The following is an 18,822-nucleotide window of genomic DNA, read 5'->3' on the forward strand; positions in this document are numbered from 1 at the left end:
CCGTTGGACGGAACCTACGCCGCCGGTGCCGGAGCCGCTGCGGGAGCCGCCGCCGGCTCGGCGGGTGCGGGTGCGGGGGCCGCCTCGCCGTGCAGGCGGTCCAGCTCGATCTCGTCTGGCTCCTTGACCCGCGGCTCGGGCCGGCTCAGCGCGAACAGCCCGCAGACCACCGCGATGAACAGGTAGCCGAGCGCGACCTGCCCGTTGGCGTTCCAGGCGACCTTCTCGCCGTGGATCAGCCCGACGAAGGCCAGCAGCGACCCCGACAGCGCGAAGATCCCGGCGTGGATGAAGCGTTTGTCGATGATGAACGCGACGATCGAGCCGAACACCAGCCCGGCGAGGATCGCGCCCTGGCCGAGGGTCAGCAGGCCGCTGTAGATGACGCCGTTGCCCTCCAGGGCCGCGTCGCCGACCTTCGCCGCGTTGGTGCCGGCCGCCGCCAGGGAGTTGTCGATCTGGCTGGTGGCCCATTGCGCGATGTTCGGTATCAGCGCCGCGATCACCGCCGCGGCGTGCGCCTTGGGGGAGAACTGGAACGCCTGCGCCCCGATCAGCAGCCCGATGTAGAGCAGGATGGGCACGATCGCCGGCAATGGGAAGATGGCGCCGAGGAAGCCGAACAGGCCGAGGAAGCACAGGATCGCGATGACGATGCCGGTCGCCATCGAGTAGCCGCTGCCACCGCCGGCCTTCTTCCAGCCGGGGTGCCCGACGTAGACGGCCGGGGGGAAGGGCGAGCCGAGGGCCGCGCCGATGATCGCGCCGGCCCCGTCGGCCAGCAGCACGCTGCGCAGGTTGTAGTTGTCCCCGGCGGCCGCGGCGCTCTCCACGTTGGACATGCCCTCGGTGAAGTTGTAGACGCCGAGCGGGATCGCGGTCGCCAGCAGCGGCGCCACGTCGGACAGGCCCGAGGTGAGCAGGTCCAGGTGGAAGCCGGGCAGCGCGAAGCCGATGTCGTCGACGGCGGCGCTGACCGCGTTGCCGTCCATGGCGCCGCCGGCCCAGCCGATCGCGGTGCCGACGAGCAGCGCCGCGAGGCCGATCGGGAAGTTGCCGGGCAGCTTCGTGTCGGTGAGCAGACCGATCAGCAGCAGCGCGAACACCGGCAGCGCGACCCACGCCAGGTCCCACATCCGGGCCGCGGGCAGCATCGAGATGAACGTGATGGAGATGCCGGCGAGGGTGCCCAGCAGCGCCGCCCGTGGCGCGTACTTACGGATGTAGGGGCCGACGAACGCGCCGATGAGCACGATGACGCCGATGATGAACGCCCACGCCAGGCCGGCCTTCCAGGCCAGGGTCGGATTGTTCGTCTTCAGGTACACCGGCAGCATGATGACGAAGATGACGATGAACATGTGCGGCACGCTCGGCCCGTAGGGCAGCGCCGTGACGTCGGTGCGGTTCTCCTTGCGGGCCAGGCGCCGCGCCAGGAACGTGTAGTAGACGTTGCCGGCGACCAGCGCGATGCCGAGCGCCGGCAGGATCGCCTGGAAGACGTCGCCCTCACTGAGCTTCACCACGAACAGGCACAGCGACGTCAGCGTCAGGACGTTGACGAGGACGTTGACGCCGAAGCCGAAGAACGCGTTGGTGTCGCCGCGGACCCACCACGGGACCTTCAAAGAGGTGTCGGTTGCCATGACTCACGTCCTCTGCAGAGACGGTTGAAGTGCGGCGATGAACGCGGTGGACGGCGCGACCCAGCCGAAGATGCCGCCCTGCGCGGCGATCATCTTCAGGCCCGCCTCCTGGAACTCCGGGAAGTACGACCCGACGCAGTCCGACAGCACGAGGCACTCGTAGCCGCGGTCGTTGGCCTCCCGGACGGTGGTGTGCACGCAGACCTCGGTCGTCACGCCGGTGACGATGAGGCTGCGGGTGCCGAGACCGGCGAGGACCTCGCCGAGCGTCGTGTTGTAGAAGGCGCCCTTGCCGGGCTTGTCGATGACCAGCTCGCCGGGTGCCGGGGCGAGCTCGTCGATGATGTCGTGGCCGTGCTCGCCGCGGATGAGGATGCGCCCCATCGGGCCGGGCGCGCCGATGCGCTGGCTGGGCTCGCCGCGGTTGAGCTTGGCCGGCGGGCAGTCCGACAGGTCGGGCAGGTGCCCCTCGCGGGTGTGGATGATCGTGAGGCCGGCCGCGCGGCAGGCCCGCAGCAGTGCCTCGGTCGGCGCGATGACCCGGCGCAGCTGGGAGACGTCGTTGCCGAGCGTCTCGCCGAAACCGCCGGGCTCCATGAAGTCGCGCTGCATGTCGATGACGACGAGCGCGGTGGTGGCCGGGTCGAAGGTGAAGGGTCCGGGAAGTGCGTCCACTGTGGCCATCAGGGCTCCTAGGAGGAGACGGTCGCTGCGATCACGTCGGTGGAGGTGGCGACGCAGCCGAAGACCCCGCCCTGCATGGTGACCATGTGCAGGGCGGCGGCATGGTTGGACGGGTCGGTGGCGCCGGTGCAGTCCGACAGGATCAGGCACTCGTAGCCACGGTCGTTCGCCTCACGCATCGTCGTGTGCACGCACACGTCGGTGGTGATGCCGGTCAGGATGATGTGCGTGATGCCGTGCGTGCGCAGCACCAGGTCGAGGTTGGTGGCGTAGAACGCGCCCTTGCCGGGCTTGTCGACGATGACCTCGCCGGGCGCCGGCGCCACCTCCGGCACGATCTGCCAGCCGGGCTCGCCCTTGATGAGGATCCGCCCGCACGGGCCGGCCGAGCCGATCTCCGCGCCGATCTGCGCGGACCGCCAGCGTTTGTTGGGCGGCAGGTCCGACAGGTCCGGGTCGTGGCCCTCCCTGGTGTGCACGACCAGCATGCCGAGGCTGCGCACGTGGTCGAGCAGCTTCGCGGTCGCCGGCAGCCCCGCGCGGGTCAGGCCGATGTCGTAGCCCATGCTGTCGACGTAGCCGCCCGGGCCGCAGAAGTCCGTCTGCCAGTCGATGCACAGCAGTGCCGTGCGCCCGACCGGGACCGAGCCGTCATACGGCCAGGCGTAGGGCCGGGCGCCGACGACCGGACCAATGCTTGCATTCATTGCCCCTCCTCTTGCCGGTGGGCCCGGAAGCCCCCACTGGCGGTGATGTCCTGTGCGTCGCCGGCCGCGTACGCCTCGCAGAGGAACCCCTGCACGGTCTGACCGTCCACCGTGGACAGGTAACCGATCGACAGGGGCGCCTTGACACTGCTGAGCAGCGCACCCACCGCGCTGCTCGGCAGCCGCCAGATCTCGACCTCGATCTGCGCGCCCTGGCCGGCGCCGACCCGGACCAGGCCCGGCACCCCCGTCGGCAGCCGGAACAGCCGGTAGCACGCCTCGGTTCGCGTGGTGCGCGCGAACCGCCCTCCCAGTGCCACCAGCTCGGCGTTTCGCGCCTCACCCCGGAGGTGGTGACCGGCCACGGCCAGTTCCACCGTCGGTGGCTGAGCGTCATGTACGTCCAGCGCCTCGCCCTTGAACGCCGCGGCGAGCCCGAGCAGCGTCCCCTCGCTGAAGGCCGGACCGATCAGCGACAGGCTGGCCGGTCGCCCCTCCGGCGTCGTCCCGTTGGGCACGGTGACGACGGCCATGTCCAGCAGGTTCGCGAACTGCGTGTAGCGGCCCAGGACCAGGTTGCGCCGCAGCGGCTCCTCGGCGATCTCGGCCAGGGTGAACGTGGTCGGGATCGTCGGCAGCGCCAGCACGTCGATCGCGGTGAACAGCCGCGCGGCCTCCGCCTTGAGGACCTGCAGCCGGTGCTGGGCGCGGAACGTGTCGGCGGCGCTGTAGCGCTCGCCGCCGCGCAGGATGCCCAGCGTCAGCGGCAGCACCGCGTCGGCGTGCCCGGCGATGAACTCCTCGAGGTCGGCGAGCCGCTCGGCGACCCACGGCCCCTGGTAGAGCAGGTCGCCGGCCTCCAGCAGCGGGGCCAGGTCGACCTGGGTGACGGCCGAGGTCAGCCGCGCCGCGGTGAGGCAGCCGGCGACGTAGCGCTCGGCCTGCCCGTGGTCGCCGTCGAACTCGAGCACGTCGGGCCGCGCGACGCCGAGGCGGACGGCCGCCGGTGGGAGGCTTTCACCGGGGGCCGCCCGCGACCATGGGTCCTCCGCGGCCGGTCCCCGGGCCACGTCCAGGACCGTGCGGGCGTCGGCGACGTCGAGCGTGAAGATCGAGACGCAGTCCAGGGACCGGCAGGCCGGGACCACGCCGGCGGTGCTGAGCAGGCCGCGGGTCGGTTTGACCCCGACGATGCCGTTGAGCGCGGCCGGCACCCGCCCGGACCCGGCGGTGTCCGTGCCGAGGGAGAACGCGACGACGCCGGCCGCGACGGCGACCGCGGAGCCGGAGCTCGACCCGCCGGCGATGAGCCCGCCGCCGAAGACGCTCTCGACCGCGCCGTAGGGGGAGCGGGACCCGGTGAGCCCGGTCGCGAACTGGTCGAGGTTGGTCTTGCCGACGAGCATCGCGCCGGCCGCGAGGAGCCTCTCGACCACCGGTGCGCTGCGGTTCGGCGTGTACGAGTACGCCGGGCAGCCCGCGGTCGTCGGCATCCCCGCGACGTCGATGTTGTCCTTGACGGCGAACGGGACGCCGTAAAGGGGCAGGCTCGGGTCCTGCAGTTCGGCCGCACGGGCCCGCAGCGACTCCGGGGACACCCGCTCGATCCACACCCCTGGCGCCGACGGGGTCGAGATGACCTGCTCGGCGACCTCGCCCGGGGTGAGTGTGCCCCGGAGATAGGCGTCGCGGAGGGCGGCTATCCCGGTCCGGGTGGCGGCGAGTGCGGTCATGCTGTCGATTGTCGACAGTTCTGTTTCGTGAAACCGCGGCTCATGTAACGCGTCGATGTCCTGCGGACAGTATCCGACAGTCACGGGATTGTGATCACGGTCACTGCGACCCTGCCGCGATGAGACGACTGTCCCGACTCGGTCTCGCGGTCATGCTCGGCGTCGCGTTCACCGTCGCCGCCGTGAGCCCCGCGCATGCGGAACCACCGGTCGCCACCCTCACCATGAGCGGTGAGATGCACTACGAGGCGGCGCTCAACCAGGCCAACCGGCTCACCATCAGCAACCCGTCGGCGGGCGTGGTCGCCTTCACCGACGTCTACCCGATCACCTTCAGCACCCCGGACGGGAGCACCTGCTCCTATCCGTACGCCACCATGACCACCGTGCACTGCGTGCACTCCGCGACGTTCCTGGACCTCAAGATGTCCGACCTCGACGACGTGATCGACAACCGCACCACGTCCAACGTGCACGCCTCCGGCGGCGACGGCGCCGACATCATCAAGATGGGCGGGCACGCCACCCCGGCCGCGGCGGGCGACGCGTCCGGCGGCGACGGCGACGACATCATCTACTCCGGCCCCGGTGACGACTGGATCAACGGCGGTGACGGCACCGACACCGTCACCTACCAGGGCCGCACCGGCGCCATCACGGCCACCCTGGTCCTGCCCGCGGGCGGCGGCGACCCGCTGCTGAGCGAGCACGACGTGTATCAGGAGCTGGAGAACATCACGGGTGGCGGCGCGGGCGACACGCTGACCGGCAACGCGAGCGCCAACGTGCTCGACGGCGGCTGGTACACCACGCCCTGCCTGCCGGTCCCGTCCGGCCTGCTCTCACCCACCGCGATCCAGGCGCCGCCGCCGTGCAAGACCTACTCCGGCGACGACGTCATCAACGGCGGCGGGGGTCCCGACACCCTCCGCGGCCGGCAGGGTGCCGACACGCTCAACGGCGGCTCCGGCAACGACGTCCTGTACGGCGACGCCGGCTACGACAACCTCAACGGCGGCCTCGACTCCGACCTGTGCTACCCGGGCGCCGACGGCGCCTCGACCACCAGCTGCACGATTCTGGCGGCCGTCTGACCGGCGGGTGGCATGGCACAATCCCGCCAGTCCTCTGAGCTGGAGCTGCCATGCCGCCCGTCCGGATCCCGGCCGCCGCCGCGAACCACCTGACCCTGCCCGTCTGCGTCCGGCACGGCCGCCCGGCCAGGATGAAGCCGATGGTGTTCCTCTCCCGGCCGCCCCTCTGGATGTTCCTGCTGCTGCTCGTCGGCGGCGGTCTGCTCTATCTCATCGTGATCCACTACCTGCGCAAGGTCGTCTATGTGCGGGGCTGGCCCTGGTGCGGCCGCTGCGGCCTGACCCAGCTGTGGCGCGCCCTGCTCGGCCTGGTCATCCTCGCCGCCGGCGCCGTGCTGGCGCTGGGCACCAGCGAGTCCGCCAGGGGCGCGGCGGCCCTGGTCGTCATCGCGGTCACCGGGACCCTGATGATCTCCGGGTGGGTGGTGTTCACCCGCAGCTCCGCGGGTGCCTCGGCGGGCGTGCGGGTGAGCCGCGACGGGGCGTGGTTGGAGCTGCCCCGCCCCCACGAGCACTTCGTCGCCGCGCTGCGCGCGCAGCCGGCCCCCGCGTATCCGATGCCGGCCGGCTGGACGGTCCCGGCCGCGGCCGCCCCGCACGTCGCCGTCTGGGCCCCGGGCCCGGTGCCCACGCCGGATCGAGTCTCCGGCCCGGCACCGGGCTTCAGCCCGGTTCCCACTCCTGCCGACGTTCGGGCGTCGGGCGGCCCACCGGTACCCACCGCGAACAACGAAAGCACAGCACCATCGGTGGACACAGCGGCGCACGGTTGGGCCCCGCCGAGCGCATAGGCGGCCGTCAGGGCAGGTAGGAGCGGGCGCCGTGCGCGTCGAGCGCGGCGAGCACCGCGGCGGGATCCCGGGCGGACACCGCCTCGAAGAGGTGCTCGTGCCGGTGCACGCCGTCGTGCGGGCGGGCCACCTCGGCCTCGCGGCGCAGGTTGAGCGCCATGTACAGCTGGATCTTCACCAGGATCGACTCGTAGACCTGGGTGAGCTGGCGGTTGCCGGCGAGCGCGACCACCGCGACGTGGAACTCGCGGTGGGCGGTCGCGACGTCGAACTGGTCGCCGCGGGCGTCGGCCTCCTGCATGGCCTTCACGGCGGAGGCGATGCCGGCCAGGTCGGCGTCCGGCGGGGTGGCGGTGACCGCGTGCCGCTCCAGGACGTCGCGGACCGCGTAGAGCTCCTGGATGTCGTCGGCGGACAGGGTGGCCACCCGGACCCCCCGGCGCGGCACGTGCTCGACCAGGCCCTGCTGCGCGAGCAGGCGCAGGGCCTCGCGCAGCGGGGCGCGGCTGATGCCGAACCGGCGGGTCAGCTGCTCCTCGACGAGGCGCTCGCCGGGGTCGGTGGCGCCGCTGAGGATCTCCCGGCTCAGGCGGGACACGGCGAGCTCGACCAGGCTCGCACTGGCCAGCTCGTCTGACGCACCGGGCGGCTTCACCCGCCCAGTGTGGCAGACACTCACAGATCAGACTTTCTGGAGCCGGTGCAGCCTGGCGAAGAGCCCGTCGGCGGCGATGAGTTCGTCGTGGGTGCCCAGCTCGGCGAGCCGGCCGCCGGACAGCACGGCGACCCGGTCGGCGCCGCGGACGGTGGCGAGCCGGTGCGCCACGACGAAGGTCGTTCGGCCCCGCATGAGCCGGGTGAGGGCCTCCTGCACCAGGGCCTCGGACTCGCTGTCCAGGGCCGAGGTGGCCTCGTCGAGCAGGAGGACCCGCGGGTCGCGCACCAGGGCCCGGGCGATCGCCAGGCGCTGCCGCTGGCCGCCGGAGAGCAGGGCGCCGCGCTCGCCGACGACCGTGTCCCAGCCGTGCGGGAGCCGCTCCACGAACTCCAGGGCGTTGGCGTCGCGCAGCGCCCGGGTCACGGTCTCCTCGGTCATGCCGCGCAGCCCGTAGGTGACGTTGTCGATGATCGTGCCGTCGAACAGGACGGATTCCTGCGGCACCACCGAGACGCTCTTGCGGTAGCTGCGCAGGTCGATGTGCTCCATGTCGACGCCGTCGAGGAGGATCCGGCCCTCGGTCGGGCGGATGAACCCGATGAGCAGGTTGAGCATGGTGGACTTGCCGGAGCCCGACGGCCCGACGAACGCGATGGTCTCGCCGGGGCGCACGTCGAGGTCGATGCCGCTCACCGCCGGTGCCGCGGCGTCGGCGTACCGGTAGCCGACGCCCTGCAACGTGACGGCCCCCGCGACGGTGGTGACGGTCTGCTTGCCCTCGTTGCGCTCCAGGTCGGGGGCGGCGAGCACCTCGCCGACGGACCGGATCGACTCGAGCCCCTTGGTGATGATCGGGGCCAGGCCGAACAGGCCGATGACGGAGGACGTGAGCACGGCGAAGTAGGTGCTGAGCAGGACCACGTCGCCGGCGCTGACCGGGGCGAACCCGCTCCAGGCGGCCCAGCCGGCGGCGATCAGGCAGGTCGCGCCGAGCAGCTGGTAGGTCACCCAGGACAGCGCCCCGAACCTGCCGTTGACCAGGTCGAGGCGGTGGCCGGCGGCGCGGACCTCGTCGACGGTGCCGCGGACCCGGTGCAGCGCCTCGGTCTCCAGGGCGTGGGCGCGGGTGATGGGCATGAGGTGCGCCATCTCGTCCACGCGGGCGGAGAGGTCCTCGACCCGGCGGCGGAACTCCTCGTTGCGGGCGCCGGAGCGGCGGCGGACCATCGCGACGAGCCCGGCGGTCGCCGGGACGACGAGCAGGAACAGCGGCACGAACTGCGGCACCCGCACCGCGGTCAGGCTCAGCGCGCCGACGAGGGTCAGCACCGCCGACGTGCCGGACGCGGCGACCTGCTGCAGCATCATCTCCACGTTCTCGACGTCGCGGACGACCTTGGTCTGCAGCAGGCTGGCGCCGGCCTTGGTGTGGAAGCTGATCGACAGCTGCTGCAGCCGGCCGGCGAGCGCGGAGCGCAGGTCGGTGCCGAGCTCCCGCACGATGAGACTCATCTGCCGGACCCAGAGCATGTGCATGGGGATGTTCTGCAGCAGGATCACGGCGAGGACGGCCGCGTTGAGCCACAGCTGCGGCAGCGGCCGGTGGTCCACGACGACGTCGATGATGTTGGCGGTGAGCAGCGGCAACAGCCAGATCGGGCTGTCCTTGGCCGCGAACGCGACGGTGGCCAGGGCGATGCGCCATTTGCGGGGTGCGAGGAGCCGGACAGTGGTGCGCAGCGGCCTGCGGCCGTCGAAGTCCATGCACCCATCCGATCGCATGGTGTGAAAACGCTCAACGTCACCATGGTCACAGGCTCCTGCTAGGTGGACGGGTGACGTAGCCTGCTCCCATGACGCAGCCACCCTACGGGCAGCAGGACCCATATCAGCCCAATCCGTATGGCCAGAGCCAGTATGGGCAGCAGCCTTCCGACCCGTACGCGTTGCCTGCCGCGCCGCAGCAGCCGATGTCGGGGCCGCCGTCCTCTGGCCCGCCCGGGTCCAGCCCGCCGTATTCGCCGACCTACCAGCTGCCGGTCTCCGGCGCGCCGACGTCCGGCGGTTACGACCCGTATGGGCAGCAGGCCGCCTACGGCCAGCAGCCGGCCTACGGCCAGCAGCCGGCCTACGGCGTGCCGGTGCTCGGCGTGGCCGGTGCCGCCTACGACCCGGTGACGGGCCAGCCGTATTCGGACAAGTCGAAGCTCGCCGCCGGCCTGCTGCAGCTGCTGCCGGGCCTGTTCCTGGGCCTCGGCGGGATCGGCCGGCTCTACGCCGGCAACGTCGCGATGGGCGTCACGCAGCTGATCCTCAGCGTGGTCGTCGGCTGGACGGCGTTCTGGTGCGGGTTCGTCGTCTTCGGCCTGACCTGGCTGGTCTTCTTCGGCCTGTGGGTGTGGTTCGTCGTCGACGGCATCATCATGCTCGCCGGCCGCCCGGTCGACGGCCAGGGCCGCCCGCTGCGCCCGAACTGAGCGTCAGCCGGAACCGAGCGTCGGCCCGAACCGAGCGTCAGCCGGAACTGAACGTCAACCGGAACTGAACGTTCAGGCTGAACTGAACGTTCAGCCCCGGATCGTCAGGCGGCCCTGAGCCGGCGCAGCAGCGTCGTCGCCGGGCCGAAGAAGCGGTGGCCGAGCACGCAGTGCAGCCGCACGTGCTCGACCGGGCCGCCGGTGCTCCACACTCGGCCCTCAGGGCGGGCGGTCGCCGGCAGCCCGCACTCGGGGCAGTCCACAAGCGTTGTTCTCATGTCGGCAAACACGCGGGGCCGGGCCGTCAGGCTCGGCCCCGTCGCCTACCCGACGCAGGTCAGCGCGGCAGGCGCACACCGCGGATCGAGGCGTCCAACACCTGGGCGGTGTGCGCGGTGCGGATCGTGCCGCCGGCCGCGCGCACCCCGGCGCCGATCTGCATGAGGCAGCCCGGGTTCGCGGTGACGAGCCAGTCCGCGCCGGTCGCGAGGACGTTGCCCGCCTTTCGGGCGCCGAGCTCCGCGGCCGGCTCGGGGTTCAGCACGTTCCACACCCCCGCCGAGCCGCAGCACAGCTCCGGGTCGGCGATTTCCCGCAGGACGAGGCCCGGGATCCCGCGGAGCAGCTCGCGCGGCTGCGACCGGACCCCCTGCGCGTGGGCCAGGTGGCACGCGTCGTGGTAGGCCACGGTGACGGGCAGCGGGTGCCGGGGCGCGACCGGGCCGAGCCGGCCCAGCAGCTCGGAGAAGTCGGCCACCCGCCCGGCGAGCCAGGCGGCGCGTGGTGCGTACACCGGATCGTCGGCGAGCAGGGCACCGATCTCCTTCAACGACGACCCGCAACCGGCGGCGTTGACCACGAGGGCGTCGATGCCGGCGTCGGCGAACGTGTCCACGATGCCGCGGGCGAACCCGGCCGCCTCGTCCCGCCGTCCGCTGTGGACGCTGAGCGCGCCGCAGCAGCCCTGCCCGGGCGGGATCACCACGTCGCAGCCCTCGGCCGCCAGGACCCGCGCCGTCGCCGCGTTCACGTCGGGGAAGAACGCCCGCTGGACGCAGCCGGTCAGCATCCCGACCACGGCCCGGCGCGTCCCCAGCGCGGGCAGCCGGGCCGGCAGGGGCACCGACCGGTGCACCGGCGGGGCCAGGGCGGACAGGGCCGACAGCCGCCCCGGCAGCCGGTCCAGCAGCGGTGAGCCGAGCCGCTGATACAGCCACAGCGGCAGCTTCAGCACGGCGAGCCGCCGCGGGTGCGGGAACAGGCCGAAGACCAGCCCGCGCAGCGCCCGCTCGGGCAGTGCCCGGGGATGCTGCTCCTCGACACCCACCCGGGTCTGCTCGATGAGCGTGTCGTAGCGGACCCCGGACGGGCACGCGGTCACGCACGCCATGCAGCCCAGGCACGCGTCGAAGTGCCCGGCCGCGGACGGGGTCAGTGGCTCCCCCTCCAGCTGCTGCAGCATCAGCTGGATCCGGCCGCGCGGGGAGTCCATCTCCTCGCCCCACAGGACGTAGGTCGGGCAGGTCGGCAGGCAGAATCCACAGTGGACGCAGTCGGAGACCAGATCGGGATCGACGAACGACATCAGATGCCTCCCACGAACCGGCCGGGCGCGAGGATGCCCAGGGGGTCGAACTGTTCCTTGACCCGGCGCATCAGGTCGAGGCCGTCGACGTGGCCCCACACGTCGACGCGGGACCGGATCGCCGCCGGCGCGGTCAGCACGACGCAGTGCCCGGCGCCGGCCCGGGTCGCCGCCCGCAGGTCGCTGACGACCCCGATGACCGAGCCCGGGTCGGTGCCGCCGGGCAGCCCCGCGTAGAGCACGCCGGTGCCGGCGGAGCCCCGGATGTGCAGCGCCACGTCGTGCAGCTGGGCGGTCACGCCGGCGGCGGTCAGCAGGTACGGCACCCGCGACAGCGCCGACGTGAGCTTGATGCCGATGTCGCCGGGCGCCCACGGGTAGCTGCCCCAGCCGTCCGGTGGGGTCTCCGTGGAGGTGGCATCGGCGCCGAGGAGCTTCTCCAGGTCGGCTGCCCGCTGGGCGACGCCGGCCGGGACGCCCTCGACGAGCGCGGTCACGGTGAGCGGGTGGGTGTCGATCTCCAGCGCGCTCGGCACGATCTGCGCGCCGAGGACCGCGGACAGCGCCCGGGCGGCGTCGTCGGGCCCGTCGAGGCGCACCGAGACGAACCGGCGCGCGGCGGGCAGCGGGTGGAGCCGGAACGCGCACTCGGTGACGACGCCGAGGGTGCCGTACGAGCCGGCGACGAGCTTGCCGAGGTCATACCCGGCGACGTTCTTCACGACCTTGCCGCCGGCCTTCGCCACGACGCCGTCCGCGCGCACGACGGTGACACCGATGAGCAGGTCGCGGACCGTGCCGTACAGCATCCGACGGGGACCGGACGCGTTGACCGCGACCGTCCCGCCGACGGTGGCGCCCGGCAGCGGCTCGTCGAGGGCCAGCTGCTGCCCGGCGGGGCGCAGCGCCTCCTGGACCTGGCGCAGCGGCGTGCCCGCCCGGACCACCGCGACGAGGTCACCGGCGGCGTGCTCGACCAGCCCGCACAGCCTGGACGTCTCCAGGATCAGGTCGAGTCGCTGCGGCGGCAGCGCCCAGTCCTGCCGGGTGCCGGCCCCGCGCACCACCAGTGCGAGCCCCCCGCCGGCGGCGTCGCGGACCACCTCGGCGACCTCATCGGTCGACCCGGGCGTGGCGACGGTGGCGGCCGGCGTCCCCGCGATCTCGGCTGTCATGTTCTAGAAGACCTCCGCGATGCCTGGCTGGTGCAGCGGATGGGGACCTTTGTGCCGTCCCGGAACCTCGCCGCACAGGCGGGGCGTCGGGAAGATCTTCCCCGGATTGGAAAGGCCCTGCGGGTCGAACGCGCACCGCACCAGTTGCATCGTGTCGAGGTCGGCGGCGCTGTACATGCTGGGCAGGTGTTTGGCCTTGTCGACGCCGACGCCGTGCTCCCCGGTGATCGACCCGCCGTGCTCGACGCAGATGTCGAGGATGGCGCCGGACACGGCCTCGGCGCGCTCCGCCTGCCCGGGGACGGTCTCGTCGAACAGCACCAGGGGGTGCAGGTTGCCGTCGCCGGCGTGGAAGACGTTGGCGACCCGGACGCCGTGCTCGTCGGCGAGCTCGGCGATGCGGGTCAGGACGCGTGGCAGCGCGGTGCGGGGGATGACGCCGTCCTGGACGATGTAGTCGGGGCTGATCCGGCCGACGGCCGCGAACGCCGACTTGCGCCCCTTCCAGAACAGGGCCCGCTCCGCGTCGTCGGCGGCGATGCGGATCTCGAACGCGCCGTGCTCCCGGCAGAACGCCTCGACCGCGGCGAACTGCGCGTCGACCTCGGCCTGCGGCCCGTCCAGCTCGACGATGAGCACGGCGCCGGCGCCGGCCGGGTAGCCGCAGTGCACCGCCGCCTCCGCGGCCTCGATGGCCAGGGCGTCCATCATCTCCACCGCGGCCGGCACCACCCCGGCCGCGATGATCGCCGAGGTGGCGGCGCCCGCCTGGTCGGTGCCCGGGAACGCGGCGAGCAGCGTGCGGACCGTCTCCGGCAGGCGCACGAGCCGCACCGTGACCTCCGTGGCGATGCCGAGCGTGCCCTCGGAGCCGACGAACACGCCGAGCAGGTCGTAGCCGGGCGGGTCCGGGGCCCGCCCGCCGAGCCGGACCAGGTCGCCGTCGGGCGTGACGATCTCGATGCCGGTGACGTGGTTGGTGGTGAACCCGTACTTGAGGCAGTGCGCGCCGCCGGAGTTCTCCGCGACGTTGCCGCCGATCGAACAGATCTGCTGGCTGGACGGGTCCGGCGCGTAGTAGTACCCGTGCGGGGACGCGGCCCGGCTGACCTGCAGGTTGATCACGCCCGGCTCGACCACGGCCCGCTCGTCCTGCGGGGCGACCTCGCGGATCGCGCGCAGCTGCGAGGTGACGATGAGCGCGCCGTCGGCGTGCGGCAGCGCCCCGCCGGACAGGCCGGTGCCGGAGCCGCGCGCCACGAACGGCACCCGGGCCTCCGCGCAGGCCCGGACCGTGTCCGCGCACTCCTGGGCGGTGCGCGGCAGCACCACGACCGCCGGCACGACCCGGTAGTGGGTCAGGCCGTCGCACTCGTAGGTGCGCAGCTGCTGGCGGTCGGTGAGCACCTGCTCCGGTTTCAGGAAGCCCCGGAGGCGCGCAGCCAGCCCGTCGATGGTCATGGCATCCGGTCGTACGCCGGCAAGGTCAGGAAATCGATGAACTCGTCCGCCACCGCCACCTCCATGAACAGGGCCCGCGCCGCCGCGAGGTCGCCGTTGAGCAGGGCCAGCTCCTCGTCGGCGATCCGCTCGACCAGTTCGCGCGTCACCAACGAGCCCGTGTCGGCCAGGGTGACACCGTTGTGCAGCCATTGCCAGACCTGCGACCGGGAGATCTCGGCGGTCGCGGCGTCCTCCATCATGTTGTTGATCGCGACGGCGCCGCTGCCCTTGAGCCACGCGTCGAGATACTGCACGCCGACGCTGACCGCGTTGCGCAGCCCGGCCTCGGTCTGCTGGCCGGGGGTGTCGCCGACGGCGAGGAGGTCCGCCGCGGACACCGACACGTCGTCGCGGAGCCGGTCCAGCTGGTTGGGCCGGTCGCCGAGCACGCCGTCGAACACGTCCCGGCAGACGCCGACCAGGTCGGGGTGCGCGACCCAGGAGCCGTCGAAGCCGTCGCCGGCCTCCCGCGTCTTGTCGGCGGTGACCTTCTCCAGGGCGATCCGGTTGACCTCCGGGTCCCGCCGGCTCGGGATGAACGCCGCCATGCCGCCGATCGCGTGCGCGCCCCGCTTGTGGCACGTCTGCACCAGCAGCTCCGTGTAGGCCCGCATGAACGGCACCGTCATCGTCACCGTGTTGCGGTCCGGCAGCAGGAAGTCCTTGCCACGGGTCCGAAACTTCTTGATGACGCTGAACATGAAGTCCCATCGCCCGGCATTGAGGCCGGCGGAGTGCTCGCGCAGCTCATAGAGGATCTCGTCCATCTCGAACGCGGCCGGGAACGTCTCGATGAGCACGGTCGCCCGGATCGTGCCCGTCGGCCGGCCGAACCGCTCCTCCGCGAACGCGAACACCTCGTTCCACAGCCGCGCCTCCAGGTGCGACTCCATCTTCGGCAGGTAGAAATACGGCCGGGTGACGAGGTGGTTGTGGAAGAAGTACAGCCCGAAGTCGGTGAGCGAGCCGGACGTCGGCGCCCCGTCGACCAGGATGTGCTTCTCCGGCAGGTGCCAGCCCCGCGGCCGGACGACGACGGTCGGGCGGGGTCCGTCGGTCAGTGCGTATTGCTTTTCGCCGGAGGTGTACGTCAGTGCCCCGGCATTCGCGTCCCGCAGGTTGAGCTGTCCACCGATCACGTTCGCCCACAGTGGCGTGTTGGCGTCCTCGTGGTCGGCGAGCCAGACCTTCGCGCCTGAGTTGAGCGCGTTGATGGTCATTTTCGCGTCGGTCGGCCCGGTGATCTCCACCCGCCGGTCGATCAGTCCCGGCGCCGGCTCGGCCACCTGCCAGTCGCCCTCGCGGATGTTTCGCGTCTCGGGCAGGAACCCCAGCGTCCCGCCGGCGGCGAGTTCCGCCTCGCGTTCCTTGCGGGCCGCGAGCAGCTCCAGCCGCCGGGCGTCGAACGCCCTGTGCAGGTCTGCCAGGAAACTCTGAGCTTCTTCAGTGAGTATCTCAGCGAAGCGGCCGTCAACCGGTCCGGTAATCTCGACGCCCTGAACAGTGCCCATGTCATGACCCTATCGGCTGCGCTGCCACCCGGGGCGTGTCGCGGCGCGTGTGATATGGGAAGCTCTGGCGAACAAAACTCAGGTCCGCCAGTATCGGGTCCGTCCAGCAGGGGAGTCTTCCAACTGTGAGCGATCGGGGCAGAAGCCGCCGCACTGCGAGGTCGACCAAGGCCACTGCGCCAAAGGCGACCCCGGACACCGAGGTCGAACCGACCACCGTGGATGCGGAAAGCGACGAAACAACCCCAGCGGAGACGGTGTCGCTGGGCAAGAAGGACGACGACGCCGTCACGTCCGAGGTCGAGGCCGCCGAGACGGCTGAGGACGCGGACGCCGACGACGAGACGGCCGACGACCCGGAGGCCGCCGCCGACGGCGCCGACGGCGCTGCCGATGCCGGTGACGACGCCGGTGACGCGGCCGGCGACGACGAGGACGACGTCCAGGCGGCCGAGACCTCCAAGGCCGCCAAGGGGAAGAACGCGAAGGTCGTCACGCCGCTGTCGAAGGCGGAGAAGCGCGCCGCCGCGCGGATCGCCGCCGCGAAGGCGGCCCGCCGCCGCCGCACCGGCCAGGCGATCGCCGGCACGCTCATCCTCCTGCTGGCCGTCGGCGGTGCGTTCGCCGGTATCTGGTACTTCGGCGATCGGGCCGAGAAGAACAAGGTCAAGTGCAAGCCGGTGGGTGACGCCAACGCGTTCCCGCCGTTGCTCGGCGGCATGAACAAGGCTCTGGCCACGGAGCCGACGATCACGGCCAGCAGCGACCAGATCAAGACCGTCCGGACGACGATCCTGATCAAGGGCGACTGCAAGACCGTCAAGGCTGGCCAGACCGTCACGGTGAACTACGTCGGCGCCACGATGAAGGACGGCAAGACCTTCGACGCCTCCTGGCCGCGGAAGAAGACCATCGAGATCCCCGTCGGGCAGAAGCAGCTCGGCAAGCAGCTCCAGGTCATCGAGGGCTGGGACGAGGGCCTCGTCGGTCTGAAGGTCGGCACCCGCGTCCAGCTCGACATCCCCGGCAACAAGGCCTACGGCGACGACGCGCCCGAGGGCTACCCGGCCGGCACGCTGCGCTTCGTCGTCGACATCCTCGATGCGAAGGACGCCGACAGCAGCGGCCTGCCCGCCGGCCTCGGCGGCTGACCCCCGCACCGCACGTCACGACGGCCCCGCCGACCTCACGGTCCGCGGGGCCGCCGCATTTCTGCCCGTCCCGTGCCGGTCGGCCAGGGCTGGGTACGGTCGAGGCATGACTGCTGTGCTGTTGACCGGGGCAACCTCGGGACTGGGACGGTGGCTGGCGCCGCGGCTCGGGCAGGCGGGACTCACCGTCCTGCTGCACGGGCGGGACGCCGGCAAGGTCGACCGTGGCGTCGACGAGGTCCGGGCCGCCGGAGGCACCGCCGAGGGCTTCGTGGCCGACCTGGCCGACCTGGCCGAGGTCGACCGCCTCGCCGCCGCCGTCCGTGACCGGGGCGACCTGACGATTTTGGTCAACAACGCCGGCGTCGGCTTCGGGGAACCGGGCGGGCCCCGGGAGGAGAGCGCCGACGGGCACGAGCTGCGCTGGGCCGTCAACTTCCTCGCCCCGGTGCGGCTGACCAGGGCGCTGTTGCCGACCCTCGCCGCCAACGCCCCCGCCAAGGTCGTCAACGTCGGGTCGCTCGGGCAGGAGCCGATCGACTTCGCCGATGTCGAGCTGGTGCTGGACTACGACGGGATCACCGCGTACCGCAGGTCGAAGCTGGCCCTGGCCGCCTGGAGTTTCGCACTGGCCGATGAGCTGGACGGCCGCGGAGTCAGCGTCAACTGCCTGCACCCGGCGACGTTCATGGACACCCAGATGGTTCGCGACTACGGCGCCGCGCCGCTGTCGACGGTGCGGGAAGGCGGCGAGGCGACGCTGCGGCTGATCCTGGAGCAGCGCGGCACCGGCGGGTTCTTCGACGGCATGCGCCCGGCAAGGGCCCACCCGGACGCGTACGACCCCGAGGTCAGGCGCGGGATCGCGGCGCTCACGGCGTGACGGCGGCCGCCCGCAGCCGGGCGACCACGCCCGGGTGGGGCCAGCCGCGCAGGCGGAACCGCTCCGGGGCCAGGCCCGGCGCCGGGTCCAGGTCGACCTCGCGGGTCAGGGTGTCCCAGGTGACCAGGAACGACCCGAACGACACGTAGTCGGCCCGGGGCAGCAGGGTGTCGACGCCCTCGGTCCAGGTGGCGACGGAGAACACCGAGCGGTCCGGGCGTTCGGCGACGGTGAACGTCGCGGCGAACGGGTCCGTGTCCGTGTCCGGGCCCAGGTGCGCCGCCTGGGTGCCGTACTCGGCGGCGGCCATGAGGACCTCCGAGCGGTGCACCACGGCGTGCAGCGGATGGCCCGGCGGCGCCTCGTAGGGCACGACCGCGCCGGTGGCGTCGACCGTGTAGGCCATCGTCGAGATCGGCCGGGCCGCGTCGCGGTACTCCTCCTCGACCGCGGCGAACAGCGGTCCGATGCCGTCGGCGGAGGCGGCCAGGAGCAGCCCGGTGGTGTCGGGCACGAACGCGACCGGTGGGCCGCCGACCCGGCCCGCCTGCGCGGCCAGCCAGCCGGGCAGGAGCAGGTGCGAGGCGCAGTACGCGTCGCCGTCGTCCACCATCCGGATGACCGCCGCGCCGGCCCTCGCGTCAGCCCCCGCGGCCGGCGTGGACGGCGTGGACGGCGACCACGGCAGGTTGCGGCGCGCGCGGTCGTGGACCACGGACGCCGGAACGCCCCACTGCTCGAGCTGCCGCGTGGTCACGTACATCATCGACGTCGGCTGGTCGACCGCGACGACCTCGTCGAGCATCGGCAGCGCCGGGCGGCGCACCAGTGCCGGCGACCCCGCGGGCACCCCCAGCCCGAACGTCACCGCCCGCAGCAGGGGCCTCAGCAGCGGCGCCGCCTCGTCCCACGTCTCGGGAGCGCCGGAGGGGAAGACCACCGCGGACAGGTACCGGGCGATGCGCTCCCGCCGCTCCTCCCGGCCGGCGTCGCGGCACTCGCGGAAGATGTTGCCGAGGTACGCGATCGACGGGGACCCGCCGGCGATGGGGTGCCGCACGTGGATGGCGAACTGGTCGCGGTCATAGCGGGCGTCGGCGACCCCGGCGTCGCGCAGCGCGGTCAGCACCTGCCGGGCGAAACGGTCCTCCCGGCTGCCGAAGATCCCCATGGGCAGGCACGCTACCCGTCCGCGGCGGGTTTGTTTCCATGCGGACCGGCAAA

The 18,822-nt window shown here is 72.4% G+C and carries 17 protein-coding genes; 5 read left to right on the plus strand and 12 right to left on the minus strand.

Going from position 1 to position 18,822, the window contains the following annotated elements; translation table 11 throughout:
- Positions 1 to 14: 14 nt before the first annotated feature.
- Genes ACFPIJ_RS62390 through atzF form a run of 4 tightly spaced genes read right to left on the minus strand, consistent with a single transcriptional unit; the run spans position 15 to position 4,770 of the window.
- Positions 15 to 1,646: a SulP family inorganic anion transporter gene (locus ACFPIJ_RS62390; RefSeq protein ID WP_380129036.1), complete on the minus strand. Its 1,632-nt coding sequence runs from the start codon at positions 1,644 to 1,646 to the stop codon at positions 15 to 17.
- A gap of 3 nt (positions 1,647 to 1,649) precedes the next feature.
- Complete coding sequence (locus ACFPIJ_RS62395) at positions 1,650 to 2,330, minus strand: cysteine hydrolase family protein (RefSeq protein ID WP_380129037.1); 681 nt, start codon at positions 2,328 to 2,330, stop codon at positions 1,650 to 1,652.
- An 8-nt stretch (positions 2,331 to 2,338) separates the two neighbouring features.
- Positions 2,339 to 3,037, minus strand: a complete 699-nt coding sequence (biuH, locus tag ACFPIJ_RS62400; protein ID WP_380129039.1) for a biuret amidohydrolase — start codon at positions 3,035 to 3,037, stop codon at positions 2,339 to 2,341.
- Positions 3,034 to 4,770, minus strand: a complete 1,737-nt coding sequence (gene atzF / locus ACFPIJ_RS62405) for an allophanate hydrolase (RefSeq protein ID WP_380129041.1) — start codon at positions 4,768 to 4,770, stop codon at positions 3,034 to 3,036. Before atzF ends, biuH begins: the two co-directional genes overlap by 4 nt.
- A gap of 119 nt (positions 4,771 to 4,889) precedes the next feature.
- Here atzF and ACFPIJ_RS62410 point away from each other — a divergent pair, with 119 nt between their 5' ends.
- A complete protein-coding gene (locus ACFPIJ_RS62410; RefSeq protein WP_380129043.1) occupies positions 4,890 to 5,864 on the plus strand; it encodes a calcium-binding protein in 975 nt (324 codons plus the stop codon).
- A gap of 50 nt (positions 5,865 to 5,914) precedes the next feature.
- Positions 5,915 to 6,655 carry a hypothetical protein gene (locus ACFPIJ_RS62415; protein WP_380129044.1) on the plus strand — a complete coding sequence of 247 codons (741 nt, stop codon included), beginning with the start codon at positions 5,915 to 5,917 and terminating at the stop codon, positions 6,653 to 6,655.
- A gap of 7 nt (positions 6,656 to 6,662) precedes the next feature.
- On the opposite strand, the gene ACFPIJ_RS62420 is transcribed toward ACFPIJ_RS62415, so the two are convergent.
- The gene (locus ACFPIJ_RS62420; RefSeq protein WP_380129045.1) at positions 6,663 to 7,310 is read right to left on the minus strand and encodes a GntR family transcriptional regulator; all 648 of its coding nucleotides are present in this window, start codon (positions 7,308 to 7,310) and stop codon (positions 6,663 to 6,665) included.
- A 27-nt stretch (positions 7,311 to 7,337) separates the two neighbouring features.
- Positions 7,338 to 9,077, minus strand: coding sequence for an ABC transporter ATP-binding protein (locus ACFPIJ_RS62425; RefSeq protein ID WP_380129047.1), 1,740 nt, complete (start codon positions 9,075 to 9,077; stop codon positions 7,338 to 7,340).
- Positions 9,078 to 9,166: 89 nt separating this feature from the next.
- Between ACFPIJ_RS62425 and ACFPIJ_RS62430 the strand changes: the two genes are divergently transcribed.
- Complete coding sequence (locus ACFPIJ_RS62430; RefSeq protein ID WP_380129049.1) at positions 9,167 to 9,790, plus strand: NINE protein; 624 nt, start codon at positions 9,167 to 9,169, stop codon at positions 9,788 to 9,790.
- Positions 9,791 to 9,894: 104 nt separating this feature from the next.
- Here the strand turns inward: ACFPIJ_RS62430 and ACFPIJ_RS62435 are convergent, their stop codons facing one another.
- The 5 genes from ACFPIJ_RS62435 to aceB are packed head-to-tail and all read right to left on the minus strand — an operon-like array spanning position 9,895 to position 15,564.
- Positions 9,895 to 10,068, minus strand: a complete 174-nt coding sequence (locus ACFPIJ_RS62435; RefSeq protein ID WP_380129051.1) for a hypothetical protein — start codon at positions 10,066 to 10,068, stop codon at positions 9,895 to 9,897.
- A gap of 59 nt (positions 10,069 to 10,127) precedes the next feature.
- Complete coding sequence (locus ACFPIJ_RS62440; RefSeq protein ID WP_380129052.1) at positions 10,128 to 11,375, minus strand: (Fe-S)-binding protein; 1,248 nt, start codon at positions 11,373 to 11,375, stop codon at positions 10,128 to 10,130.
- Complete coding sequence (locus ACFPIJ_RS62445) at positions 11,375 to 12,550, minus strand: FAD-binding oxidoreductase (RefSeq protein WP_380129053.1); 1,176 nt, start codon at positions 12,548 to 12,550, stop codon at positions 11,375 to 11,377. The genes ACFPIJ_RS62440 and ACFPIJ_RS62445 overlap by 1 nt, the downstream gene beginning before the upstream one ends.
- 3 nt (positions 12,551 to 12,553) lie before the next feature.
- Entirely contained in the window at positions 12,554 to 14,011 is a 1,458-nt protein-coding gene (locus tag ACFPIJ_RS62450; RefSeq protein ID WP_380129055.1) for an FAD-linked oxidase C-terminal domain-containing protein, read from the minus strand.
- Positions 14,008 to 15,564 (minus strand): malate synthase A, encoded by a 1,557-nt coding sequence (gene aceB, locus ACFPIJ_RS62455; RefSeq protein WP_380129057.1) that lies wholly within the window; start codon positions 15,562 to 15,564, stop codon positions 14,008 to 14,010. The genes ACFPIJ_RS62450 and aceB overlap by 4 nt, the downstream gene beginning before the upstream one ends.
- A gap of 218 nt (positions 15,565 to 15,782) precedes the next feature.
- On the opposite strand from aceB, the gene ACFPIJ_RS62460 reads away from it, so the two are divergent.
- Both ACFPIJ_RS62460 and ACFPIJ_RS62465 read left to right on the plus strand, forming a co-directional pair.
- Positions 15,783 to 16,715, plus strand: coding sequence for an FKBP-type peptidyl-prolyl cis-trans isomerase (locus tag ACFPIJ_RS62460; protein ID WP_380129058.1), 933 nt, complete (start codon positions 15,783 to 15,785; stop codon positions 16,713 to 16,715).
- A 106-nt stretch (positions 16,716 to 16,821) separates the two neighbouring features.
- Complete coding sequence (locus ACFPIJ_RS62465) at positions 16,822 to 17,598, plus strand: SDR family NAD(P)-dependent oxidoreductase (protein WP_380129059.1); 777 nt, start codon at positions 16,822 to 16,824, stop codon at positions 17,596 to 17,598.
- Here ACFPIJ_RS62465 and ACFPIJ_RS62470 read toward each other — a convergent pair.
- Positions 17,588 to 18,769: a DUF1444 domain-containing protein gene (locus tag ACFPIJ_RS62470; RefSeq protein WP_380129060.1), complete on the minus strand. Its 1,182-nt coding sequence runs from the start codon at positions 18,767 to 18,769 to the stop codon at positions 17,588 to 17,590. The two genes, ACFPIJ_RS62465 and ACFPIJ_RS62470, sit on opposite strands and share 11 nt — an antisense overlap.
- Positions 18,770 to 18,822: the final 53 nt, after the last annotated feature.

The sequence above is a fragment of the Dactylosporangium cerinum genome, assembly GCF_042653625.1.
GTDB classification, from domain to species: domain Bacteria; phylum Actinomycetota; class Actinomycetes; order Mycobacteriales; family Micromonosporaceae; genus Dactylosporangium; species Dactylosporangium cerinum.